Source organism: Paenirhizobium cremeum (assembly GCF_047553425.1).
GTDB lineage: Bacteria > Pseudomonadota > Alphaproteobacteria > Rhizobiales > Rhizobiaceae > Allorhizobium > Allorhizobium cremeum.
In genome coordinates this window covers 3,709,989-3,730,281 of the sequence record NZ_CP180217.1, presented here as the reverse complement: position 1 = coordinate 3,730,281, position 20,293 = coordinate 3,709,989, and the positions used below count along the sequence as shown (strand labels likewise).

Genomic DNA, 20,293 nt, shown 5'->3' with positions numbered 1-20,293 from the left:
CTGCAGTCGGTCGTCAGCGGGCGATGCCGGCAATGGCACTGGCGAAATCCTCGGCCTCGAAGGGTTCGAGATCGTCGACGCCTTCGCCGACCCCGATGAAGTAGACCGGCAGCTTGTGCTTCGCCGCGATGGCGACGAGGATGCCGCCGCGGGCGGTGCCGTCGAGCTTGGTCATGATGAGGCCGTTGACGCCCGCCACGTTGCGGAAGATTTCCACCTGGTTCATGGCGTTCTGGCCTGTGGTGGCGTCGAGCGTCTGGAGAACCGTATGCGGCGCTTCCGGATCGAGCTTGCCGAGAACGCGTACGATCTTTTCGAGTTCGGCCATCAGCTCGGCCTTGTTCTGCAGCCGGCCGGCGGTATCGATGATGAGGACGTCGCTTTTTTCGGCCTTCGCCTTTTCGAAGGCGTCATAGGCAAGACCTGCGGCATCGGCCCCGAGTTTGGTACCGATGAAGGTGGAGCCGGTGCGGTCGGCCCAGATTTTCAGCTGCTCGATGGCGGCGGCGCGGAAGGTGTCGCCGGCGGCGAGCATGACCTTGAGGCCGGAGCCGGAAAGTTTGGCGGCGAGCTTGCCGATGGTGGTGGTCTTGCCGGTGCCGTTGACACCGACCACGAGGATGACATGCGGCTTGTGGCTGAGATCGAGCGCCAGCGGCCTTGCCACCGGTTTCAATACCTTGGTGATCTCGGCCGCCATGATGCGGGCGACATCCTCGCCGCTGACATCCTTGCCGTAGCGTTCTGATGACAGCGCACCGGTGATGCGCATGGCGGTTTCGACGCCGAGGTCCGCCTGGATCAGCAGGTCCTCAAGCTCGTCGAGCGTATCCTCGTCCAGCTTGCGCTTGGTGAAGAGGGCGGCGATCTGCCCGGTCAGCTGCGAGGAGGTGCGGAAGAGGCCCGCCTTCAGGCGCTGGAACCAGGTGAGTTTTTCCTTCGGCGTTTCCGCTTCCGGCTCAGGCGTCGTTTCTGCCGTGGCGAAGCCCCTGGGGAGTGCCACCGGCCCTTCCTGTTCCGGAGCGATGTCCTCCCGCGATGCGATTTCCCCATGGGGAACGTCGGCAGGCTGTTCGGGTTGAGGGTGGAAGGCGGCTTCGGCTTCTTGCGGGACCTCGGGAACGGCGGGCGGTTCCTGGGGTGCGGAGGCCTGCTCTTCTTCGACCGTCTCGTCCGGCGATGGGCCGCCGGCGGTTTCGATCACTTCGGGCAGCACCGGCTCGGCGGCGAAGACGGCTTCTTCCGGCATCGCTTCGGCTTCAGCCTTCTCGGCGGCTTCGATCAGGCTTGCGAAATCCTCGCCTTCCGGCGGCTTTTCGCTTGCCGGCTTCTCCTTGCCGAAGGTGAAGACTTTCTTGATGAAGCCGAGCGCCATGAAGCTTTCCGTTCTGTCTTTCCGTTCGATCAGGCGGCCGAGGCCGAGGCCGGTTGAATGTCGAGGTGGCGGCCATTGTGGCCGGTGATCGTGACCGTCACAAGGTCGCGCGGCTGGAAGCCGGGCGTGGCGACGAGCGCGAAGTTTTCCGTATGGGCCATGCCGCTCATTTCCACAAGCACCGTCTGTCGCGTGCCGATCATCGCGGCGAGATGGCGGGCCTGAAGCTTTTCCGCTGTCTCGCGCAGCCGGGCGGCGCGCTCCTTGACGAGGCGGCGGTCGAGCTGCGGCATTCGGGCAGCGGGTGTGCCCGGACGCGGGCTATAGGGGAAGACGTGAAGTTGGAAAATCCCGATCTCTTCCGCGAGCCGAGCGGAATTTGCCGCCATTTCCTCGGTTTCGGTCGGGAAGCCTGCGATCATGTCGGCTCCGAAACTCATGTCGGGGCGCAATTGTTTCACGTGCGACACGAATTTCAGCGCGTCGGCCCGGCTATGGCGCCGCTTCATCCGCTTGAGGATCAGGTCGTCGCCGTGCTGCAGCGAGAGATGCAGATGAGGCATGAAGCGCGGCTCCTCGGCGATCAGGTCGAGGAGGTGGCGGTCGACCTCGATGCTGTCGATCGAGGAGAGCCTGAGCCGCCGGATTTCCGGCACCTGCTTCAAGAGCGTCTTCGCGAGTAGCCCGAGCGTCGGTTCACCCGGCAGGTCGGCGCCGTAGGAAGTGGCATCGACGCCGGTCAGCACCACTTCGCGGTAGCCGTTTTCGGCAAGCTTGCGGGCCTGTTCGACCACCGCGCCCATGGGCACGGACCGCGAGTTGCCGCGGCCGAAGGGGATGATACAGAAGGTGCAGCGGTGATCGCAGCCGTTCTGCACCTGGATGAAGCCGCGGACATGGCCGTCGAGATGGCCGACCATCTGCGGGGCGGTCTCGGTCACGCTCATGATGTCGTTGACGCGAACCTTCTCCTCGGCGGAAATACCGAAGTCGGGCAGCGACCGGTAGCTCTCGGAGCGTAGCTTCTCCTCGTTGCCGAGCACGGCATCGACCTCGGGCATGGCGGCAAAGCTGGCCGCATCGGTCTGGGCGGCGCAGCCGGTGACGATGATGCGGATTTCGGGATTGTCGCGCCGCGCCTTGCGGATCGCCTGACGGGCCTGACGCACCGCCTCGCCGGTGACGGCGCAGGTGTTGAACAGGATTGCGCCGTTCAGCCCGGCCCTGGCGGCTTCCGCCTTCATTACCTCGGATTCATAGGTGTTGAGCCGGCAGCCGAAGGTGACGATGTCGATGCCGCCCTGCCCGGTTGCGCTCGAAGCGTCGCGGCTCACTTTGCCGAGGCCCCGGCTTCCGCGTCGCGTTCGAAGGCGCCGGTCACGGGATCGAGATGGCCGGACCATTCCCATTCGGCGGGACCCGTCATGACGACGTGATCGTCGCGCTCGCGCCATTCGATGACGAGCGGCTGGCGGCTGGGGCTGGACGCAACGTCGATCGTCACCTTGCGGACGGTTCGTCCGGTGCGCGCGGCCGAGACGCCGGCGGCACAGGCGGCGGAACCGCAGGCGAGCGTCAGGCCTGCGCCGCGCTCCCAGGTGCGGGTGCGCAGGCAATCCTTGCCGGTGACCTGGGCGAGCGTGATATTCGCCTTTTCGGGAAACATCGGATGGTTTTCGAGCAGCGGCCCAAAGCGGCCGAGATCGAAGGACATGGGATCGCGGTCGACCCAGAAGATCGCGTGCGGATTGCCCATGGAGGCGACGGAGGGGGAGTGCAGGACCGGATCGTCGATCGGGCCGATCTGCAGTTCGATGCGGCTGGTGTCGTGGAATTCCTCCGCCAGCGGAATGCGGTTCCATTCGAACACCGGCTTGCCCATGTCGACGGAGATCATGCCGTCTTCGTGTTCCACAGCATTGAGGACGCCGGCGACGGTCTGGAAGGTGAAGGCCTTGCGGCCGGTTTCGGCTGAAAGCGCCTGAACGACGCAGCGCGTGCCGTTGCCGCAGGCCTGCGCCTTGGAACCGTCGCAGTTGATGATATCGATATAGGCGTCGGTGCCGTCGATCTTCGGATCGTGGATCGCCATGATCTGGTCGAAGCCGGTCTCGGCCTCGGCGGCAAGGGCGACGGCCGCCTCCGGGGTTACCCGGTCGTCACGGCCGCGCATATCGACGACGAGGATCTTGTTGCCAAGCCCGTTCATCTTCGCGAATTCGACCATCTCTGTCATGCAGCGCCCGTTTTCTCTCGATCTTGTGGCTTATATGGCGGAAAAGCGGTGAAATTACCAGTGGCGTGATGCGGGTGCTCAGCGCCAGCGGCACGTCGCGGCGATCCACTCACGGGTCCGCTGTTCGGGGTCGGGATTGCGGGTGATGTCGGTGACCACCGCGGCGCTGTCGGCACCATGGGCGAAGACGTCGTCCAGCCGTTCTACTGTCACGCCGCCGATCGCTACCAGCGGCAGATCGCCGATCCTCTCCTTCCAGTCCTTCACCCTGGCCAGCCCCTGAGGTGCCCAGGGCATCTCCTTCAAGACGGTGGGCCAGACAGGGCCGAGCGCAACATAGTCCGGTGCCGCGGCAAGGGCCGTGGCCAGTTCCGCCTCGTCGTGGGTGGAGAGGCCGAGCCGCAACCCCGCCGCGCGGATCGCGCCCACATCCGCCTCACACAGATCCTCCTGGCCGAGATGGACGAAATCGCAGCGTTCCTCGATCGCGATCTGCCAGTGGTCGTTGACGACGAGTTGGCAGTCATGGGCGACGCAAAGGGCCCTGGCCTGGCGAATTTGCGTTCGCAGTTCTGCCTCTGTGCGATCCTTCATCCGCAATTGTACGAGCCTGACGCCGAGCGGCACGAGGCGTTCGACCCAGCCGGCGCTGTCGACGATCAGATAGAAGGGATCGAGCCTCATGCGAAGACGCCCTTGCCGATCACCGGCGTCGACGGCACGGCCATGTCGCGTGGTTCAAGTGGGCCAGCGAGCCAGGCCTTGCGTCCGGCGTCAATCGCTCCGGCAAAGGCTTCCGCCATGCCGGCGGGGTCGCCGGCACTCGCGACGGCGGTATTGAGCAGCACCGCGTCATAGCCGAGTTCCATCACGGTCGCCGCATGGGACGGCCTTCCGATGCCTGCATCAATGATCATCGGAATTTCCGGAAAGGCCGCCCGCATGGCTCTGAGGGGGGAGAGGTTCTGCGGTCCCATGGCGCTGCCGATCGGGGCGCACCAGGGCATCAGCACCCGGCATCCGGCGTAGAGCAGGCGCTCGCCAACCACAAGGTCGTCGGTCGTGTAGGGGAAGACCTCGAAACCATCGTCGGCAAGGATGCGCGCCGCCTCGACAAGCTGGAAGACGTCGGGCTGCAGCGTGTCGTGATGGCCGATCAGTTCGAGCTTGATCCAGTCGGTGCGGAACAGGTCGCGAGCCATGCGCGCGGTCAGAACCGCTTCTGATACGCTGTGACAGCCGGCTGTGTTGGGTAATATCCGAACGCCGAGGTCACGGATCAGTTCGAAGAAGGCGCCGCCTGCCCTGCCACCAGCAGTTTCACGCCGCAGCGAGACCGTGACGATGCCGGTGCCGGACCGGCGGACCGCTTCCGCCAGTACCGATGGTGAAGGGTAACGCGCGGTGCCGAGCAGCAGGCGCGAAGCGAGTTCTGTCCCGCAAAGTTCGAACATGTCAGCCTCCCTGCATGGGCGTAAGGATTTCGATCCGGTCGCTGTCCGATAGCGGGAAGGAGGCGCGGTCTTCGCGATGGACCAGTTCCCCATTCACTGCGGTGGCGAGCCAGTCGCCTTCGTAGTCGAGTGTACGGAGCAGGTCTTCCAGTGTAGTGGCGTTGCAATCCTGTTGTTCGCCGTTGACGATCAGCGTCATCGGAATGTTCTCCTGTTGTTGTCGGATGGAGTGCGGTCTCCTTCGAGCCGTTTCAGCAAGAGGTCTGCCGTCTGGCGCGCCATGGCCGGCGCCAGCAGAAAACCGTGCCGGTGCATGCCGGCGATCGCGAGCCCCTCGTCAGTTTCGACGACACGGGGAAGGTTGTCGGGAAAGGCAGGGCGCAGACCGACGCCGGTCTCCACAAGTCGCGCCTTGGCGAAGGCCGGGTGCAGTGCGTAGGCGACGTTGAGCAGTTCCATCAACGATTGTACGCTGATTGCCCCGTCATCTTCCGTCTCGAGCATGGTCGCACCGATCATGACGCGGCCGTTCGAGCGGGGCACGAGATAGATCGGGTAACGCGGGTGCAGCAGCCGTACCGGACGGCGAAGATGAAGCTCGAAGGTTTCCACGACGAGCATCTCCCCGCGTATGCCCCTCAGGCCGGCAAGCTTGCCGATCGCCTGGGGGCCGGTGCAGTCGATGACGGCGGCGTGGCTCCGTCGGTCGGGCGGTGCGACGGTATCGAGATGGAACCGCGCGCCCCGTTCGTGCAGCCGGCGCGCGAGGTCGGCCAGCGTTGTGCGCGGATCGAGATGTGCCTCGTCGGCGAAGAACAGGCCACGGCGAAACCGTCCTCTGAGATCCGGCTCGAGAGCCGCGATCCCAGCTTCATCCACCCACTCGAAGCCGGTGGTTCGTGCTGCAAAGCGGGAGAGCTCGTTAACGTCACGGCCGGGCGCCAGGACAAGCGTTCCCTGGCGTGTGACCGACTCCGGAACGGCGGCCTCCCACCAGTCGGCGGCCTGCAAGCCGAGGGTCAAGACGGCCTCCCCGGCTGTCTCGCGTTCGCAAAAGGGGGCAAGCATGCCGCCGGCGAAATGCGATGCCCCCTGCCCGACTGCTCCGGCGCGGTCTATGATTTCGACGTTGAAGCCGCGCTCTGCGAGTTCATGGGCTGTGGCAAGGCCGGCAACACCGGCGCCGCGGATCAGGATACCGACCATTTCAGCCATCCGTGGCGAGCGTGCCGGGTGCTGTGACCGGCATGTAGAGGTCGCCGCCGTCACGGTATTTCGCGGCCATGGCTTCCATACCCTCCTTCTGGGCCTCCGCGCGGATGTCGTGGGAAATCCGCATGGAGCAGAATTTCGGGCCGCACATCGAGCAGAAATGGGCGACCTTGTGGGCCTCCTTCGGCAGGGTCTCGTCATGCATCGAGCGGGCGGTATCGGGATCGAGCGACAGGTTGAACTGGTCTTCCCAGCGGAAATCGAAGCGGGCGCGCGACAGCGCGTCGTCGCGGATCCTGGCCGCCGGATGGCCCTTGGCGAGATCGGCGGCATGGGCGGCGATCTTGTAGGTGATGACGCCCACCTTCACGTCGTTGCGGTCGGGAAGGCCGAGATGCTCCTTCGGGGTGACGTAGCAGAGCATGGCCGTGCCGAACCAGCCGATCATCGCCGCGCCGATGCCCGATGTGATGTGGTCGTAGCCCGGCGCGATGTCCGTGGTCAGCGGCCCGAGTGTGTAGAACGGGGCCTCGCCGCAGACTTTCAGCTGCTTGTCCATGTTCTCCTTGATCTTGTGCATGGGAACATGGCCCGGACCCTCGATCATAACCTGGCAGTCCTTCGCCCAGGCGATCCTCGTGAGTTCGCCGAGCGTTTCGAGTTCGGCGAACTGCGCGCGGTCGTTGGCGTCGGCAATCGAGCCGGGGCGCAGGCCGTCGCCCAGCGAGAAGGACACATCATAGGTCCGGCAGATGTCGCAGATCTCCTCGAAATGTTCGTAGAGGAAGCTCTCCCGGTGATGATGCAGACACCACTTGGCCATGATGGAGCCGCCGCGCGAGACGATGCCAGTGACCCGGTCGACGGTGAGCGGGATGTAGGCGAGGCGCACGCCGGCATGGATGGTGAAATAATCGACGCCCTGTTCCGCCTGCTCGATAAGCGTGTCGCGATAGACTTCCCAGGATAGGTTTTCGGCGATGCCACCGACCTTTTCCAGCGCCTGATAGAGAGGCACGGTGCCGATCGGCACCGGGGCGTTTCTCACGATCCAGTCGCGGATGTTGTGGATGTTGCGGCCGGTGGAAAGGTCCATCACCGTGTCGGCGCCCCAGCGGATCGCCCAAACCATCTTCTCCACCTCCTCGGCCATGGACGAGGTTACGGCGGAATTGCCGATATTGGCGTTGATCTTCACGAGGAAATTTCGGCCGATCGCCATCGGCTCGCTTTCGGGATGGTTGATGTTGGCGGGAATGATGGCGCGGCCGGCGGCCACTTCCTGACGCACGAATTCGGGGGTGACGACGTCGGGAATATGGGCACCGAAGCTCTCGCCATCGCGGGGCGTGGGGAGGGAAGCATCCCGCATCGCCTTGCGGCCGAGATTTTCGCGGATGGCGACGAATTCCATTTCCGGCGTGACGATGCCTGCGCGGGCATAGGCAAGCTGGGTGACGGCTTTGCCGTCCCTGGCGCGCAGTGGCGCATGGCGGAGCGGAAACTCGGGCGTCAGTTTTTCGGGCGAGACGAAGCCGTTGTCCTCCGGCTTCACGATGCGTCCCTCATAGGTCTCGACGTCGCCGCGTGCCGCGATCCATGCGGCCCTGAGGCGGGCAAGACCCCGGTCGATGGCAATGTCGCAGGCGGGGTCGGTGTAAGGGCCGGAGGTGTCGTAGACGTTAACCGGTGGTTCTCCCGCGGTCGGATGAACGGCGATCTGGCGCATGGGGACGCGGATTGCCGGGTGAATCTCGCCGGGAATGTAGATCCGGGTCGAGGCGGGAAGAGGGTCCGTGGTGATGTCGGGTTTTGCGATCTGCGGGGCGATGTTCATCGTGGAGCTCCAAGGTTTGATGTTGGAGACCCAGTCATGTCAGCCGGAATGATGGAATGCGCCTTGCGGATCCTGTTTCGGATCCGTCTTCGCCTGAGCCGTTCCGAGAAAACCAAGGAGGTCCTTGCCCGAAAGAGATCTGGCAGCGCTCGCACCGTCCCTACGCCAGTATGAACTGGATCAGGTTCAACGGGTCACCGCGCTGCCATCCGTCGTTTTGGATGGCCCAGCGGAATCTCAGCCCCTTGTCGGGACACCCCTGGTGAATTCGATAATTTTCGAAAATTCCGGCGCGCCTGTCAACGGCCGGAGGAGAGAGTTCACGGCACGGGCGGCACGTCGAAGGCTTCGCCGGCACGCAAGGGACGGAAGCGTTGCGGCTCCATGCCCTCAGCGGTAAGGGCTTGCGACAGGTGTTCCACCGGCGCTTCGATCGCCTCGTCGGTGAGCTGGAAGGTACCGAAATGGTGGCCGACGGCATAGGCCGCGTTGCAGAGCCGCATGCCGGCGACGGCTTCCGCGGGGTTCTGGTGTTGCCCCTTCATGAACCAGCGCGGTTCGTAGGCGCCGATCGGCAGCACGGCGAGGCGGAAGGTGCCGTGCTTTGCCGCGGCGGCCTTGTAGTTTATGCCGTCGTGAAAGCCGGTGTCGCCGATGTGGTAGATCTTGCCTGCCGGGGTCGAGATGACGAAGGCGGCCCAGAGCGCCATGCGGCGGTCGTTCACGCCGCGCGCCGACCAATGATGGCAAGGCTCCGCGTCGATGGTGATACCATCGGAAAGCGCGATGCAGTCGCCCCAGTCCATGACCGAAATCAGGGCCTCGGGCATGGCCTTGCGGATCAGCGGGTCGTTGCCGAGCGGGGTGACGACCCGCGGCGCATGACGTTTGCCGAGGCGGGAAAGCGTTTGAAGATCGAGATGGTCATAGTGATTGTGGGTGACGATCACCAGATCGATCGGCGGCAGCGCCTCGAAGGGGATGCCCGGCTCGATCACACGTTTCGGCCCGGCGAAGGAAAAGGGGCTGGCGCGTTTTGACCAGACGGGATCGGTGAGGATATTGAGGCCGGCGACCTGGATCAAAAGGCTGGCATGGCCGATCATGGTGACGCGCAGGCCGTCGCCGCCGATGCGTTCGGCAGGCGCTGCCGGCTGCGACAGGCGTTCGACCCGCTTCGGCCAGCGGGCGCGCTCGCCGTTGGTCCGCCATTTCCAGAGATCGCGGAGATTGCCGGGTTCCACGCCTTCCGGATTGAAGAAGCGGGTGCCGTCGAAATGATCGGTGATGGGGCCTGAATAATAGGGGTTGGCCGGTTTTCTCGCCATGGTGCCTTGCCGTTGTCGATGAAGACATGCATCTGGGCATGGGGCGGCTGGTTTGGAAGAGGCATTGCGTGAATTGCGTGCTTTTCGGCCTGTTTTCCGGCAAGCCTTGACTTTCCCGGGCTTTTGCTGTTTATCGCGGCGAAATCTGCGACGAGACAAGAACTCCGAGCCGCCGACTGGGACCCTGACAGGTATAAAGAGATCCCGGAGGTCAACATCCGACAGCGCGATGCGCCCTCGGGTGCTTTTTGGCTTTGCGTCTTGTTTTCGGCGGAAAAAAGACCAACGTTCCGGTTCGAAAGACGAAACCGGAACGATAAGGAAGAGCCGATGTTTGAAAACCTCCAGGACCGCCTTGGATCCATTCTGAATGGACTGACCGGCCGTGGCGCATTGTCCGAGGCGGATGTCTCCGCCGCGCTGCGCGAGGTGCGTCGTGCGCTTCTGGAAGCCGACGTGGCGCTGGAAGTGGTGCGTTCCTTTACCGACAAGGTGCGGGAAAAGGCGGTTGGCGCCTCCGTCCTGAAATCGATCAAGCCCGGCCAGATGGTCGTCAAGATCGTCCATGACGAACTCGTGGAAATGCTGGGCTCGGAGGGCGTGTCCATCGACCTCAATGCGCCGGCTCCCGTCGTCATCATGATGGTCGGCCTGCAGGGCTCGGGCAAGACCACCACCACCGGCAAGATCGCCAAGCGGCTGACGGAACGCGAGAAGAAGAAGGTGCTGATGGCATCGCTCGACACGCGACGCCCGGCCGCCCAAGAACAGCTTCGCCAGCTCGGCGCACAGACCGGCATCGACACGCTTCCGGTGATCGCCGGCCAGTCGCCGACCGACATTGCATCGCGCGCCGTTCAGGCGGCGAAGCTCGGCGGCCATGACATCGTCATCCTCGACACCGCCGGCCGCACCCATATCGACGAGCCGCTGATGGTCGAGATGGCCGAGATCAAGGCCCGCTCGAAGCCGCATGAAATCCTGCTCGTCGCCGACAGCCTGACCGGTCAGGACGCCGTCAATCTTGCCCGCAATTTCGACGAGCGCGTCGGTATTACCGGTCTCGTCTTGACCCGCATGGACGGCGATGGCCGTGGCGGTGCGGCCCTTTCGATGCGCGCGGTCACCGGCAAGCCGATCAAGCTGATCGGCGTCGGCGAAAAGATGACGGAACTTGAGGAGTTCCATCCCCGGCGTATCGCCGACCGCATCCTCGGCATGGGCGACATCGTTTCGCTGGTCGAAAAGGCGGCCGAGACGATCGACGCCGAGAAGGCGGCCGCCATGGCCGCCAAGATGGCGAAGGGCAAGTTCGACCTCGACGACCTCGCCGAGCAGCTCAGGCAGATGAAGAAAATGGGCGGCATGGGCGGCATCATGGGACTGATGCCCGGCATGGCCGGCATGAAGGACAAGATGGCGTCGGCCGGTCTGAACGACAAGCTGTTCGATCGCCAGATCGCCATCATTTCCTCGATGACGAAGGCCGAGCGCGCCAATCCCGACATTCTCAAGCATTCCCGCAAGAAGCGCATCGCGGCAGGCTCCGGCACGGACGCCGCCGAGATCAACAAGCTTCTGAAAATGCACCGCCAGATGGCCGACATGATGAAGATGATGGGCGGCAAGGGCAAAGGCGGCATGATGAAGCAGATGATGGGCGGCCTTGCCTCGAAGATGGGGCTTGGGGGCGGCATGGGCGGCATGCCCGACCTCTCGAACATGGACCCGAAGCAGCTCGAAGCGCTGGCCAAGCAGGCGGAAGCCGCCGGCCTCAAGCCGCCGCCCGGTCTCGGTGGCATGGGCGGACTTCCCGGTCTCGGTGGCGGAGGGCTTCCGGGTCTGGGCGGAGCGAAGCTTCCCGGTCTCGGCGGCCTGCCGGGCCTGCCGAAGAAGAAGTGAGGGGAAGGAAGATGGTCGATCAAGCCGTCAAGGAACAGCTTTCCAGCTATCGCCAGTCGATCGACAATATCGACGCCGCACTGGTGCACATTCTGGCCGAACGCTTCCGCTGCACCAAGGCAGTGGGCATGCTGAAGGCCAAGTATAATCTGCCGCCGGCCGACCTGGCGCGCGAGGAATACCAGATCGCTCGCCTGCGCCGGCTGGCACAGGACGCGCATCTGGACCCGGATTTCGCCGAGAAGTTCCTGAACTTCATCATCACGGAAGTCATCCGGCATCATGAAGCCATTGCCGCCGAACATGGCGGTGCAATCGAAAAGACCGCCTGACGGCGGCCTCAACAAGAACCGGACCGCCGGAAGGCGGCCCAAAGAAAACCCAAGGAGTACATCATGTCCCTCAAGATTCGTCTCGCCCGCGGCGGTTCCAAGAAGCGCCCCTACTACCAGATCGTCATCGCCGACGCCCGTTCGCCGCGCGACGGCCGTTTCCTGGAGAAGGTCGGTTCGTGGAACCCGATGCTCGGCAAGGACAATGAAAAGCGCGTCGAACTGAACGTCGACCGCATCAAGGATTGGCTCGCCAAGGGCGCACAGCCGACCGATCGTGTCCTGCGTTTCCTCGCCGAAGCCGGCGTTGCTACCCGCGATGCCCGCAACAACCCGGAAAAGGCAAAGCCGGGCAAGAAGGCCCTCGAGCGCATCAAGGAAAAGGAAGCAAAGGCTGTTGAAGCCGCTGCTGCCGCCGCCGAAGCTGCTGCCGAGTAATTTTTCTACCGGATTTGTCCGGTTTGAACGGGCGGCAGGTCTCCTGCCGCCCGTTTTAGCGTTTTCTTTCGGTGGGTTTCGCACTAAAAGGCAGTGATCCGACAATTGCCCGAAAATGCGACAGAGCCCATGACCAAGCTAGAAAATCCCGTTCTGATGGCCGTGATCGGCGCAGCCCAGGGCTTGCGCGGCGAAGTCCGGGTGAGGGCCTATACCGGCGATCCGCTGGCACTCGGCGACTACGGCAACCTGCACAGCCTTGACGGACGCGTCTTTGAAATCCTCGAGATCCGTGAGGCCAAGAATGTCGCCATCGTACGGTTCCGCGGGGTGAATGACCGCAACGCCGCAGAAGCGCTGAACGGGCTGGAGCTTTATATCGACCGCGACGCCCTACCGGATGAAGAACTCGACGAAGACGAATTCTACTATGCCGATCTCGAAGGCCTCGACGTGCACGATGCCGAGGGCAATCATTACGGCGCGGTGACCGGCATATACGATTTCGGCGCGGGCGATCTGCTCGAGCTGAAGGGCCCCGGCAAGCGCCCGGTCCTGATTCCGTTCTCCGAGGCCGCCGTTCTGGAAATCGACCTCGAGGGCGGCAAGATCCTCGTCGATCCCATTGCCGCCGGGCTCAAGGACGACGAGGAAAAGCCCTATGGCGGCGGCAAAGTGCGTCCGAAGAAGGACGAGTGAAAACGCTCATGGCTTTCAAGGCGACGGTTCTTACCCTCTATCCGGAGATGTTTCCAGGTCATCTCGGGGCGGCACTTGCCGGTCGGGCGCTGGAGCGCGGCGACTGGTCGATGGAAGCGGTGCAGATCCGCGATTTTGCCCTCGACAAGCACCGCAGCGTCGACGACACGCCATCCGGCGGCGGAGCCGGCATGGTGCTCAAACCCGATGTGCTTGCCCGCGCCATCGACTCGGTCGGGGCCGATGACCGTCCGCGGCTGCTGATGAGTCCGCGCGGACGGCCGCTGACGCAGGAGCGTGTACGTGCGCTTGCCGCCGGCGAGGGTGTGGTGATCGTCTGCGGCCGGTTCGAGGGCGTCGACCAGCGGGTGATCGATGCCCGCAATCTCGAGGAAATTTCCATAGGCGACTATATTCTTTCCGGCGGCGAACCCGCCGCGCTGACCCTGCTCGATGCCATCGTGCGTATTCTGCCCGGCGTCATGGGCAACCAGCTTTCCGGCGTGCATGAAAGCTTCGAGGCAGGGCTTCTGGAACATCCGCACTATACCCGGCCGCAGGTGTTCGAGGGTCGCGAGATCCCGGCGGTGCTGACCTCGGGGGATCATGCGGCCGTCGAAAGATGGCGGCTGGAGGAGGCGGTCAAGCTGACCGCTGAACGGCGGCCGGATCTCCTGATGGCGGACGAGGATCAGCCGGTCAGGAAGTAATAGACGGCGAGCAGAAGGCCGGCCACGATGACCAGGAAACGCAGGATAGACTGGGGGACCCGCCTGGCGAGGCTGACGCCGGCATAGCCGCCGAGCGCGACAGCGGGGACCATGACCAGCGCATGGGTCCAGGAGACGGCACCGGCCGTGGCAAAGACCGCGATCGCCACTGCCGCGATGACGATCGACAGGAAGTTCTTCAAGGCGTTCAGCCGATGATAGTCGCCGCCGCTTGCAAGGCCGAGCGAGGCGAGCATCATGATGCCCATCCCGGCTCCGAAGAAGCCGCCATAAAAGGCCGTCAGCGTCTGTAGGCCAAGGCCGAGCGGCGTCGCCGGGTGGCCCTCGCCCCCGGTTTTCGGCCTGAGCTTCGGCCCGGCCGCGAAGACGGCCGTGGCGGCGATCAGCAGCCATGGCACCATGGCGCGAAATGTCGGATTGGACAGAGAAACGAGGAAGAGCGCGCCGGCGAGCGCCCCCGCCGCGGAAACGAGGGCGAGGACGACGGCCCCCCGCCAGAAGCTCTTCAGCTCGCGAAGATAGGCGAGCGTCGAGGTGACATAGCCGGGAAACTGGGTGATCGACGATGTGGCGTTGGCGGCAATCGGCGGCAGGCCGGCCAGCGTCAGCGCGCCGAAGGTCAGGAAGGTGCCGCCGCCTGCAATCGCATTGACGACACCGGAAAAGAAACCGGCGGCAAAGAGAAGAAGGATCGTCGCAATCGGCATGTCATGTCCCCGTCCACGGCGACAAGGCTTATGCCTTCCCGTTCGTGCGGGCAAGCGGCGGGCTGCCGCCTCCGACAAAAGTGTCGTGTCGGGGGTGACAACCGGGGTCGTTTGGTGTATTTGCGCCCACGGAAATGGGCTCCTGCCCGTCTGCCGCAACAAAGAGCATGCGTATCCGCTCCTGCCCGCAAGGCAAATCCGGAGGCTTCGACCGAAGGATCAACCGTTGAGCGCTCTGGCTGTTTTAGAAGAACCGAAGGTTAGACACATGAACATCATTGAACAGCTGGAAGCCGAACAGGCTGCCAAGATCGCCGCCAAGCGCACGCTTCCCGAATTCTCCCCGGGCGACACCGTCCGCGTCAACGTGAAGGTCACGGAAGGCAACCGTACCCGCGTGCAGGCCTATGAAGGCGTCTGCATCGCCCGTTCCGGCGGTGGCCTCAACGAGAGCTTCACCGTTCGCAAGATCTCCTACGGCGAAGGCGTCGAGCGCGTATTCCCGGTCTACTCCCCGATGGTCGAAGGCGTTGAAGTCGTTCGCCGCGGTAAGGTCCGTCGCGCCAAGCTCTACTACCTGCGCGACCGTCGCGGCAAGTCGGCCCGTATCGTCGAGAACACCGGCACCCGCGCCCGCAAGCTGAACGACGCCGAGCGCGCCGCAGTTGCCGAGGAAAAGGCACGTCTGGAAGCTGAAAAGATCGCAGCAGCACAGGCTCTGGCCGCCGAAAAGGCAGCAGCAGAAGCCGCTGAAGCAAAGGCTGCCGCCGAAGCAGCAGCTGCAGCCGAAGGCTCTGCAGAATAAGACTTCCCCGATTTCGGGTTTCGAAAGGCGGCCTTCGGGCCGCCTTTTTTCGTTTGTGCATGGGACTTTTCGTGCCAGCGATCGCGTGGCCTTTCGGCGATATTTCTAATGGGATATATCGCTATGCAAACGGAGGCAGCCAGACATGGTGCGTGAGAACGAGATCCGCGAAAACGAAGTCAAAATCGAGGCGCCGGAGACCGTCGACGCCGGGCTGGTCTTCTTCGGCCGTATCCGGACGCCCTGGAGTTCGCGGATGGAGACGCCGCGACAGGGGCGCCATGACGGCCCCGTCTGCGAGATCGAGATTTTCGAGCCCTGGGTGCCGGCGCTGAAAGGCGTCGAAAGGTTCGAGCGGCTCGAAATCCTCTACTGGCTCGATCGTTCCAGGCGCGATCTCGTTCTGCAGAGCCCGGGCGACAACGGCGAGGTGCATGGCACGTTTTCCATCCGCTCGCCGGTGAGACCCAATCCGATCGGCACCTCGATCGTCATCCTGGAGAAGGTCGAGGGCAACAGGCTTTTCGTCCGTGGCCTCGATTGCCTCGACGGGACGCCGCTGATCGACCTCAAGCCGGAACGCAGCCTGTTCAAGCCGATCGCCGCGCCGCAGAAGGGCGATTTCGAAGTCGGCGACGGCGTTCACGCCGGCCATTGTCAAAAGGCGTGAATCCTTCCTCCGGATGGATGGCTTTTCGATCGGATATGCGGGATTGAGGAGGCCGTTTCGCCAGCGGCGCCGTGGATGCAATGCCGCCTTCTTGCAAGGCGTAATCGAACTGTGACACTCTCGGCCCGCCACAATCAGGGAGACAATCATGCTTCTTCGCCGCGCCGTACTTGCCGGTCTTTCCGCTCTTTCGCTGCTGCCGCTTCCCACCACTGCCGCCGACCTGCCTGATCTCGGCGGCAAGACCGTCGTGGTGGTGACCGAAAATGCCTATCCGCCGCTACAGTTCGTCGATCCGAAGTCGGGCCAGGCCATCGGCTGGGAATACGACGCGATGAACGAGATCGCCAAGCGGCTGAACTTCAAGGTCGAATACCAGAACACGTCGTGGGACGCGATGATCCAGGCGGTCTCGGACGGCCAGTACCAGATCGGCATGACCGGTATCACCATCAAGGACGACCGTAAGGAGAAGGTCGATTTCTCCGACCCCTACATGCGGTCCGAGCAGTTCATGCTGGTCAGGGGCGATGAGAGCCGCTTTTCGGACGCCAAGAGCTTCGGCGAATTCAAGGATGGCCTGATCGGCGCGCAGCCGGGCACCTCGCCTTTCTACACCGCCGTCTACGAAATTCTCGACGGCAACGAGCAGAACCCGCGCATCAAGCTGTTCGAGACCTTTGGCGCCACCGTTCAGGCGCTGAAAGCCGGCGACGTCGATCTCGTCCTCACCGACAGCGTCGCCGCCAAGGGCTATGTCGATGCATCGAATGGCGGCCTGAAGGTTGTCGGCGGCGCGCTCGGTGCGGAGGATTTCGGCTTCATTTTCCCGAAAGGTTCCGATCTCGTGGCGCCGGTCAATGCGGCGATCGCGGCGCTGAAGGCCGACGGCACCTTCGATGCGCTGAACAAGAAGTGGTTTCTCGACTACAAGATGGGCGAGTGAGGGTGCGGGAGCCGAGGCTGAGAAAGCCGGGGGCCATGAGCTGATGGGTTTTCAGACACTTTCGGGCGCAGGCAATGGAAAGGGCGAAGGCGACCGACCGTGGTGGCTGGTCGCCCTTGTCGCGATCGCGCTTGGAATTGCCGCCGTCATCGCCTTCAACGATCTCTATGCGCAGGTCTTTGCCACCATTTCGCGCGGCATAGGGGTGACGGTCTTCGTCACCGTGGTGGGCTTTGCGCTGGCAACCGTGCTCGGCCTGCTGGTGGCGCTCGCCGGCATGTCGGACAGCCTGATCGTCAGGCAGATCGCGCGGTTCTATGTCGAGGTGATCCGCGGCATTCCGATCCTCGTCCTCCTCTTCTACATCGCCTTCGTCGGCGCTCCGGGCTTCGTCAGTCTCTACAATTTCCTGATCGGGCCGCTCATCGAACAGGGCTGGCTGTCGGCGCTTCAGGTGCGCGACGTGTCGCTGATGTGGCGGGCAATCTTCGCGCTGATGATCGGCTATTCGGCCTTCATCGCCGAGATCTTTCGCGCCGGTTTCCAGTCGGTCGACAAGGGGCAGATCGAGGCGGCGATGTCGCTCGGTCTCAACCGCTATCAGCGCTTCCGGCTGATCGTATTCCCACAGGCCGTCAAGGTGATCTTTCCGCCGCTCTCCAACGATTTCGTGGCGATGGTCAAGGATTCATCGCTCGTCTCCGTGCTCGGCGTCGCCGACATCAGCCAGGCGGGCAAGATCTATGCATCCGGCTCCTTCCGCTTCTTCGAGACCTATTCCATCGTCGCCTATATCTATCTTATCCTGACGATCGGCCTGTCGATGCTGCTGAGGCGCTTGGAAAAACGGATGCGGGAGAAAGGCGCCGCCCGATAGCGGTCGGCGCCGCGCTCCTCAATAGACGTCCGGCACGTACATTTCCGGAGGAACCGGATGGCGGATGTAGTCGGCATTGCGGACGCGCTCCGGCAGCACGATCTGTTCCTTCGGAACGGTCTCGTAGGGGATCTGCCCCAGAAGGTGGGCGATCATGTTGAGGCGGGCCTTCTTCTTGTCGACCGCCTGCACGACCCACCACGGTGCCTCCGGAATGTGGGTGCGTTCCAGCATGTCTTCCTTGGCCTTGGTGTATTCCTCCCAATGGATGCGGCTCTCAAGGTCCATGGGCGAGAGTTTCCACTGCTTCAGCGGATCGTGAATGCGCATGCGGAAGCGGAATTCCTGTTCCTCGTCGGTGATCGAGAACCAGTATTTGAGCAGGATGATGCCGGAGCGGACCAGCATGCGCTCGAATTCCGGCACGGAACGGAAGAATTCCTCCAGTTCGTCAGGCGTGCAGAACCCCATGACACGCTCGACACCGGCGCGGTTGTACCAGGAGCGGTCGAACAGCACCATTTCGCCGGCGGTCGGCAGATGGGCGGTGTAGCGCTGGAAATACCACTGGCTGCGTTCGCGTTCCGTTGGGGCGGGCAGTGCCACGACACGGCAGACGCGCGGGTTCAGGCGCTGGGTAACGCGCTTGATCGCGCCGCCCTTGCCGGCGGAATCGCGGCCTTCGAAAAGCACGACGACCTTGAGTTTCTTGTATTGAACCCAGTCTTGCAGGCGAACCAGTTCGTGCTGCAGCCTGAAAAGCTCCCGGAAATAGACCCGGCGGTCGATGGTCGGCTCGGAGAGGCCTTCGGCGACCATCTCTTCCAGCCGCTCCTCCTCCATCTGCTGTTCCAGTTCTTCATCGAAGCTGTCGATGATGTCTTCCTTGATCCGGTTGATCTGGTCGTCAATGGGTGCAGACATGCGGGCTATCTCCGTTTCGTCCGACAGATGAAGCATGTTTCCGCGAACACTTTATGACAGGGATGTGTCAGGCGGCCGACGAAGCAAATCCGTTGCCGATTTTGTGGAAAACTGTTATTGCGACGCCATGGGATCTAAATTCGGATGTCTCGCAAACCAGTTTATCGTGCTGCAGGACCACAAGCGTCTGCCGGCACGGTTCTTTGCGTGCGTCTCCGGAGCGCTCAACAGCCGCCTAGGCTGAAGGTTGCCGGCCGCATCGGCGGCGCTTCAGAATACCAAGACCGATCTCACTTCTTCAGCCGGATGGAAACACGCCATGAGCGCACCGCGTACACTTTACGACAAGATTTTCGATGACCACCTGGTCGACCGCCAGGACGACGGCACCTGTCTTCTCTACATCGACCGTCACCTTGTGCATGAGGTGACGAGCCCGCAGGCGTTCGAAGGCCTGCGCATGGCCGGTCGGCCGGTGCATGCGCCGCAGAGGACTCTGGCCGTGGTGGACCACAACGTTCCGACCACCGCGGATCGCCTCGAGGGCATCAAGAACGAGGAAAGCCGCATCCAGGTCGAGGCGCTTGCCCAGAACGCCAAGGATTTCGGTGTCGAATATTATTCCGAGCGCGACAAGCGTCAGGGTATCGTGCACATCGTCGGCCCCGAACAGGGCTTCACCCTGCCGGGCATGACCATCGTGTGCGGCGACAGCCACACCTCGACGCATGGCGCCTTCGGCGCGCTGGCGCATGGTATCGGCACGTCCGAAGTGGAGCACGTCCTGGCAACCCAGACGCTGATCCAGAAGAAGGCCAAGAACATGCTGGTGCGTGTCGACGGCAAGCTTCCGGAAGGCGTCACGGCCAAGGACATCATCCTTGCCATCATCGGCGAGATCGGCACCGCCGGCGGCACCGGCCATGTCATCGAGTTCGCCGGCGAGGCGATCCGTTCGCTCTCCATGGAAGGTCGCATGACCGTCTGCAACATGACGATCGAAGGCGGCGCCCGCGCCGGCCTGATCGCGCCGGATGAAAAGACCTTCGAATATATCAAGGGCAAGCCGAAGGCGCCGACCGGCGAGACCTGGGATCAGGCAGTCGCCTACTGGAAGACGCTGCATACCGACGAGGGCGCGCATTTCGACCGCACCGTCGTGCTCGACGCCGCCAACCTGCCGCCGATCGTGTCCTGGGGCTCGTCTCCGGAAGATGTGGTGTCGATCCAGGGCGTGGTGCCAAATCCGGACGAAATTCAGGACGAGACCAAGCGGGCCTCCAAATGGCGCGCGCTCGACTATATGGGTCTTACGCCCGGAACGAAGATGACCGATATCGCGATCGACCGCGTCTTCATCGGTTCCTGCACCAATGGCCGTATCGAGGATCTGCGGGCCGCCGCCGCCGTGATCGAAGGCAAGAAGGTCGCCTCGACCGTCTCCGCCATGGTCGTGCCGGGCTCCGGCCTCGTCAAGGAACAGGCTGAAGCCGAAGGCCTCGACAAGATCTTCAAGGATGCGGGCTTCGAATGGCGCGAACCGGGCTGCTCCATGTGCCTTGCCATGAACGACGACCGGCTGAAGCCGGGCGAGCGCTGCGCCTCGACCTCGAACCGCAATTTCGAGGGACGCCAGGGCTACAAGGGCCGCACCCATCTCGTTTCCCCGGCCATGGCTGCTGCCGCAGCCGTCGCCGGTCATTTCGTCGACATCCGCGACTGGAAGTAAGCTCCAGAGCGTCCTTATTCTACGCGTCGGCACCGCCGGCCGCAGATACAGCCTTCAGGGCCGTCCGCAGTGATGCGGGCGGCCTTGTCTC

Annotated in this window: 21 protein-coding genes and 1 riboswitch; of the genes, 10 read left to right on the top strand and 11 right to left on the bottom strand. The window is 63.4% G+C overall.

Going from position 1 to position 20,293, the window contains the following annotated elements; genetic code table 11:
* Positions 1-13: 13 nt before the first annotated feature.
* The 9 genes from ftsY to ACLBKR_RS17990 all read right to left on the bottom strand — a co-directional run bounded on the left by ftsY (position 14) and on the right by ACLBKR_RS17990 (position 9,442).
* Positions 14-1,375, bottom strand: a complete 1,362-nt coding sequence (ftsY, locus tag ACLBKR_RS18030) for a signal recognition particle-docking protein FtsY (RefSeq protein WP_414899896.1) — start codon at positions 1,373-1,375, stop codon at positions 14-16.
* A 29-nt stretch (positions 1,376-1,404) separates the two neighbouring features.
* Positions 1,405-2,784, bottom strand: coding sequence for a tRNA (N(6)-L-threonylcarbamoyladenosine(37)-C(2))-methylthiotransferase MtaB (gene mtaB, locus ACLBKR_RS18025; protein WP_414899894.1), 1,380 nt, complete (start codon positions 2,782-2,784; stop codon positions 1,405-1,407).
* Positions 2,706-3,611, bottom strand: a complete 906-nt coding sequence (dapF, locus tag ACLBKR_RS18020; RefSeq protein WP_414899892.1) for a diaminopimelate epimerase — start codon at positions 3,609-3,611, stop codon at positions 2,706-2,708. Before dapF ends, mtaB begins: the two co-directional genes overlap by 79 nt.
* A 78-nt stretch (positions 3,612-3,689) precedes the next feature.
* Complete coding sequence (locus ACLBKR_RS18015) at positions 3,690-4,295, bottom strand: thiamine phosphate synthase (RefSeq protein WP_414899890.1); 606 nt, start codon at positions 4,293-4,295, stop codon at positions 3,690-3,692.
* The gene (locus tag ACLBKR_RS18010; RefSeq protein ID WP_113338088.1) at positions 4,292-5,065 is read right to left on the bottom strand and encodes a thiazole synthase; all 774 of its coding nucleotides are present in this window, start codon (positions 5,063-5,065) and stop codon (positions 4,292-4,294) included. The genes ACLBKR_RS18015 and ACLBKR_RS18010 overlap by 4 nt, the downstream gene beginning before the upstream one ends.
* Before the next feature lies 1 nt (position 5,066).
* Positions 5,067-5,264: a sulfur carrier protein ThiS gene (gene thiS / locus ACLBKR_RS18005; protein WP_113486257.1), complete on the bottom strand. Its 198-nt coding sequence runs from the start codon at positions 5,262-5,264 to the stop codon at positions 5,067-5,069.
* Entirely contained in the window at positions 5,261-6,271 is a 1,011-nt protein-coding gene (thiO, locus tag ACLBKR_RS18000; protein ID WP_113486255.1) for a glycine oxidase ThiO, read from the bottom strand. Before thiO ends, thiS begins: the two co-directional genes overlap by 4 nt.
* Before the next feature lies 1 nt (position 6,272).
* Positions 6,273-8,114, bottom strand: a complete 1,842-nt coding sequence (gene thiC / locus ACLBKR_RS17995; protein ID WP_113486253.1) for a phosphomethylpyrimidine synthase ThiC — start codon at positions 8,112-8,114, stop codon at positions 6,273-6,275.
* A gap of 139 nt (positions 8,115-8,253) precedes the next feature.
* Positions 8,254-8,385, bottom strand: a riboswitch (TPP riboswitch).
* Between the two features lie 49 nt (positions 8,386-8,434).
* Positions 8,435-9,442 carry an MBL fold metallo-hydrolase gene (locus tag ACLBKR_RS17990; RefSeq protein ID WP_113486251.1) on the bottom strand — a complete coding sequence of 336 codons (1,008 nt, stop codon included), beginning with the start codon at positions 9,440-9,442 and terminating at the stop codon, positions 8,435-8,437.
* A 330-nt stretch (positions 9,443-9,772) separates the two neighbouring features.
* Here ACLBKR_RS17990 and ffh point away from each other — a divergent pair, with 330 nt between their 5' ends.
* The 5 genes from ffh to trmD all read left to right on the top strand — a co-directional run bounded on the left by ffh (position 9,773) and on the right by trmD (position 13,523).
* Complete coding sequence (ffh, locus tag ACLBKR_RS17985) at positions 9,773-11,344, top strand: signal recognition particle protein (protein WP_113447482.1); 1,572 nt, start codon at positions 9,773-9,775, stop codon at positions 11,342-11,344.
* 11 nt (positions 11,345-11,355) lie between these two features.
* Positions 11,356-11,676, top strand: coding sequence for a chorismate mutase (locus ACLBKR_RS17980; protein WP_414899886.1), 321 nt, complete (start codon positions 11,356-11,358; stop codon positions 11,674-11,676).
* A 63-nt stretch (positions 11,677-11,739) separates the two neighbouring features.
* Positions 11,740-12,114 (top strand): 30S ribosomal protein S16, encoded by a 375-nt coding sequence (rpsP, locus tag ACLBKR_RS17975; RefSeq protein WP_113447480.1) that lies wholly within the window; start codon positions 11,740-11,742, stop codon positions 12,112-12,114.
* 129 nt (positions 12,115-12,243) lie between these two features.
* The gene (rimM, locus tag ACLBKR_RS17970; protein ID WP_113338091.1) at positions 12,244-12,813 is read left to right on the top strand and encodes a ribosome maturation factor RimM; all 570 of its coding nucleotides are present in this window, start codon (positions 12,244-12,246) and stop codon (positions 12,811-12,813) included.
* A gap of 8 nt (positions 12,814-12,821) precedes the next feature.
* Positions 12,822-13,523 carry a tRNA (guanosine(37)-N1)-methyltransferase TrmD gene (trmD, locus tag ACLBKR_RS17965; protein WP_112830582.1) on the top strand — a complete coding sequence of 234 codons (702 nt, stop codon included), beginning with the start codon at positions 12,822-12,824 and terminating at the stop codon, positions 13,521-13,523.
* Here the strand turns inward: trmD and ACLBKR_RS17960 are convergent.
* A complete protein-coding gene (locus ACLBKR_RS17960; RefSeq protein WP_113447479.1) occupies positions 13,505-14,251 on the bottom strand; it encodes a sulfite exporter TauE/SafE family protein in 747 nt (248 codons plus the stop codon). The two genes, trmD and ACLBKR_RS17960, sit on opposite strands and share 19 nt — an antisense overlap.
* Before the next feature lie 268 nt (positions 14,252-14,519).
* Between ACLBKR_RS17960 and rplS the strand changes: the two genes are divergently transcribed.
* The 4 genes from rplS to ACLBKR_RS17940 all read left to right on the top strand — a co-directional run bounded on the left by rplS (position 14,520) and on the right by ACLBKR_RS17940 (position 17,549).
* Positions 14,520-15,056 (top strand): 50S ribosomal protein L19, encoded by a 537-nt coding sequence (rplS, locus tag ACLBKR_RS17955; RefSeq protein ID WP_112830580.1) that lies wholly within the window; start codon positions 14,520-14,522, stop codon positions 15,054-15,056.
* Positions 15,057-15,201: 145 nt separating this feature from the next.
* Positions 15,202-15,726 carry a tRNA (N6-threonylcarbamoyladenosine(37)-N6)-methyltransferase TrmO gene (gene tsaA, locus ACLBKR_RS17950; protein WP_113447478.1) on the top strand — a complete coding sequence of 175 codons (525 nt, stop codon included), beginning with the start codon at positions 15,202-15,204 and terminating at the stop codon, positions 15,724-15,726.
* A 148-nt stretch (positions 15,727-15,874) separates the two neighbouring features.
* Positions 15,875-16,672, top strand: coding sequence for a transporter substrate-binding domain-containing protein (locus ACLBKR_RS17945; RefSeq protein WP_113447477.1), 798 nt, complete (start codon positions 15,875-15,877; stop codon positions 16,670-16,672).
* Positions 16,673-16,715: 43 nt separating this feature from the next.
* A complete protein-coding gene (locus ACLBKR_RS17940; protein ID WP_113447476.1) occupies positions 16,716-17,549 on the top strand; it encodes an amino acid ABC transporter permease in 834 nt (277 codons plus the stop codon).
* A gap of 18 nt (positions 17,550-17,567) precedes the next feature.
* On the opposite strand, the gene ppk2 is transcribed toward ACLBKR_RS17940, so the two are convergent.
* Positions 17,568-18,473 (bottom strand): polyphosphate kinase 2, encoded by a 906-nt coding sequence (gene ppk2, locus ACLBKR_RS17935; protein ID WP_112830727.1) that lies wholly within the window; start codon positions 18,471-18,473, stop codon positions 17,568-17,570.
* Positions 18,474-18,792: 319 nt separating this feature from the next.
* On the opposite strand from ppk2, the gene leuC reads away from it, so the two are divergent.
* On the top strand, positions 18,793-20,202 hold the full coding sequence (gene leuC / locus ACLBKR_RS17930; protein ID WP_112830576.1) for a 3-isopropylmalate dehydratase large subunit: 1,410 nt from the start codon (positions 18,793-18,795) through the stop codon (positions 20,200-20,202).
* Positions 20,203-20,293 lie beyond the last annotated feature (91 nt).

Bases quoted from the DNA above. Each gene is read 5' to 3' on its own strand.
- ftsY (WP_414899896.1), bottom strand. From the start codon at position 1,375: ATGGCGCTCGGCTTCATCAAGAAAGTCTTCACCTTCGGCAAGGAGAAG.
- mtaB (WP_414899894.1), bottom strand. From the start codon at position 2,784: ATGGGAATGGTCCGGCCATCTCGATCCCGTGACCGGCGCCTTCGAACG.
- dapF (WP_414899892.1), bottom strand. From the start codon at position 3,611: ATGACAGAGATGGTCGAATTCGCGAAGATGAACGGGCTTGGCAACAAG.
- ACLBKR_RS18015 (WP_414899890.1), bottom strand. From the start codon at position 4,295: ATGAGGCTCGATCCCTTCTATCTGATCGTCGACAGCGCCGGCTGGGTC.
- ACLBKR_RS18010 (WP_113338088.1), bottom strand. From the start codon at position 5,065: ATGTTCGAACTTTGCGGGACAGAACTCGCTTCGCGCCTGCTGCTCGGC.
- thiS (WP_113486257.1), bottom strand. From the start codon at position 5,264: ATGACGCTGATCGTCAACGGCGAACAACAGGATTGCAACGCCACTACA.
- thiO (WP_113486255.1), bottom strand. From the start codon at position 6,271: ATGGTCGGTATCCTGATCCGCGGCGCCGGTGTTGCCGGCCTTGCCACA.
- thiC (WP_113486253.1), bottom strand. From the start codon at position 8,114: ATGAACATCGCCCCGCAGATCGCAAAACCCGACATCACCACGGACCCT.
- ACLBKR_RS17990 (WP_113486251.1), bottom strand. From the start codon at position 9,442: ATGGCGAGAAAACCGGCCAACCCCTATTATTCAGGCCCCATCACCGAT.
- ffh (WP_113447482.1), top strand. From the start codon at position 9,773: ATGTTTGAAAACCTCCAGGACCGCCTTGGATCCATTCTGAATGGACTG.
- ACLBKR_RS17980 (WP_414899886.1), top strand. From the start codon at position 11,356: ATGGTCGATCAAGCCGTCAAGGAACAGCTTTCCAGCTATCGCCAGTCG.
- rpsP (WP_113447480.1), top strand. From the start codon at position 11,740: ATGTCCCTCAAGATTCGTCTCGCCCGCGGCGGTTCCAAGAAGCGCCCC.
- rimM (WP_113338091.1), top strand. From the start codon at position 12,244: ATGACCAAGCTAGAAAATCCCGTTCTGATGGCCGTGATCGGCGCAGCC.
- trmD (WP_112830582.1), top strand. From the start codon at position 12,822: ATGGCTTTCAAGGCGACGGTTCTTACCCTCTATCCGGAGATGTTTCCA.
- ACLBKR_RS17960 (WP_113447479.1), bottom strand. From the start codon at position 14,251: ATGCCGATTGCGACGATCCTTCTTCTCTTTGCCGCCGGTTTCTTTTCC.
- rplS (WP_112830580.1), top strand. From the start codon at position 14,520: ATGAACATCATTGAACAGCTGGAAGCCGAACAGGCTGCCAAGATCGCC.
- tsaA (WP_113447478.1), top strand. From the start codon at position 15,202: ATGGTGCGTGAGAACGAGATCCGCGAAAACGAAGTCAAAATCGAGGCG.
- ACLBKR_RS17945 (WP_113447477.1), top strand. From the start codon at position 15,875: ATGCTTCTTCGCCGCGCCGTACTTGCCGGTCTTTCCGCTCTTTCGCTG.
- ACLBKR_RS17940 (WP_113447476.1), top strand. From the start codon at position 16,716: ATGGGTTTTCAGACACTTTCGGGCGCAGGCAATGGAAAGGGCGAAGGC.
- ppk2 (WP_112830727.1), bottom strand. From the start codon at position 18,473: ATGTCTGCACCCATTGACGACCAGATCAACCGGATCAAGGAAGACATC.
- leuC (WP_112830576.1), top strand. From the start codon at position 18,793: ATGAGCGCACCGCGTACACTTTACGACAAGATTTTCGATGACCACCTG.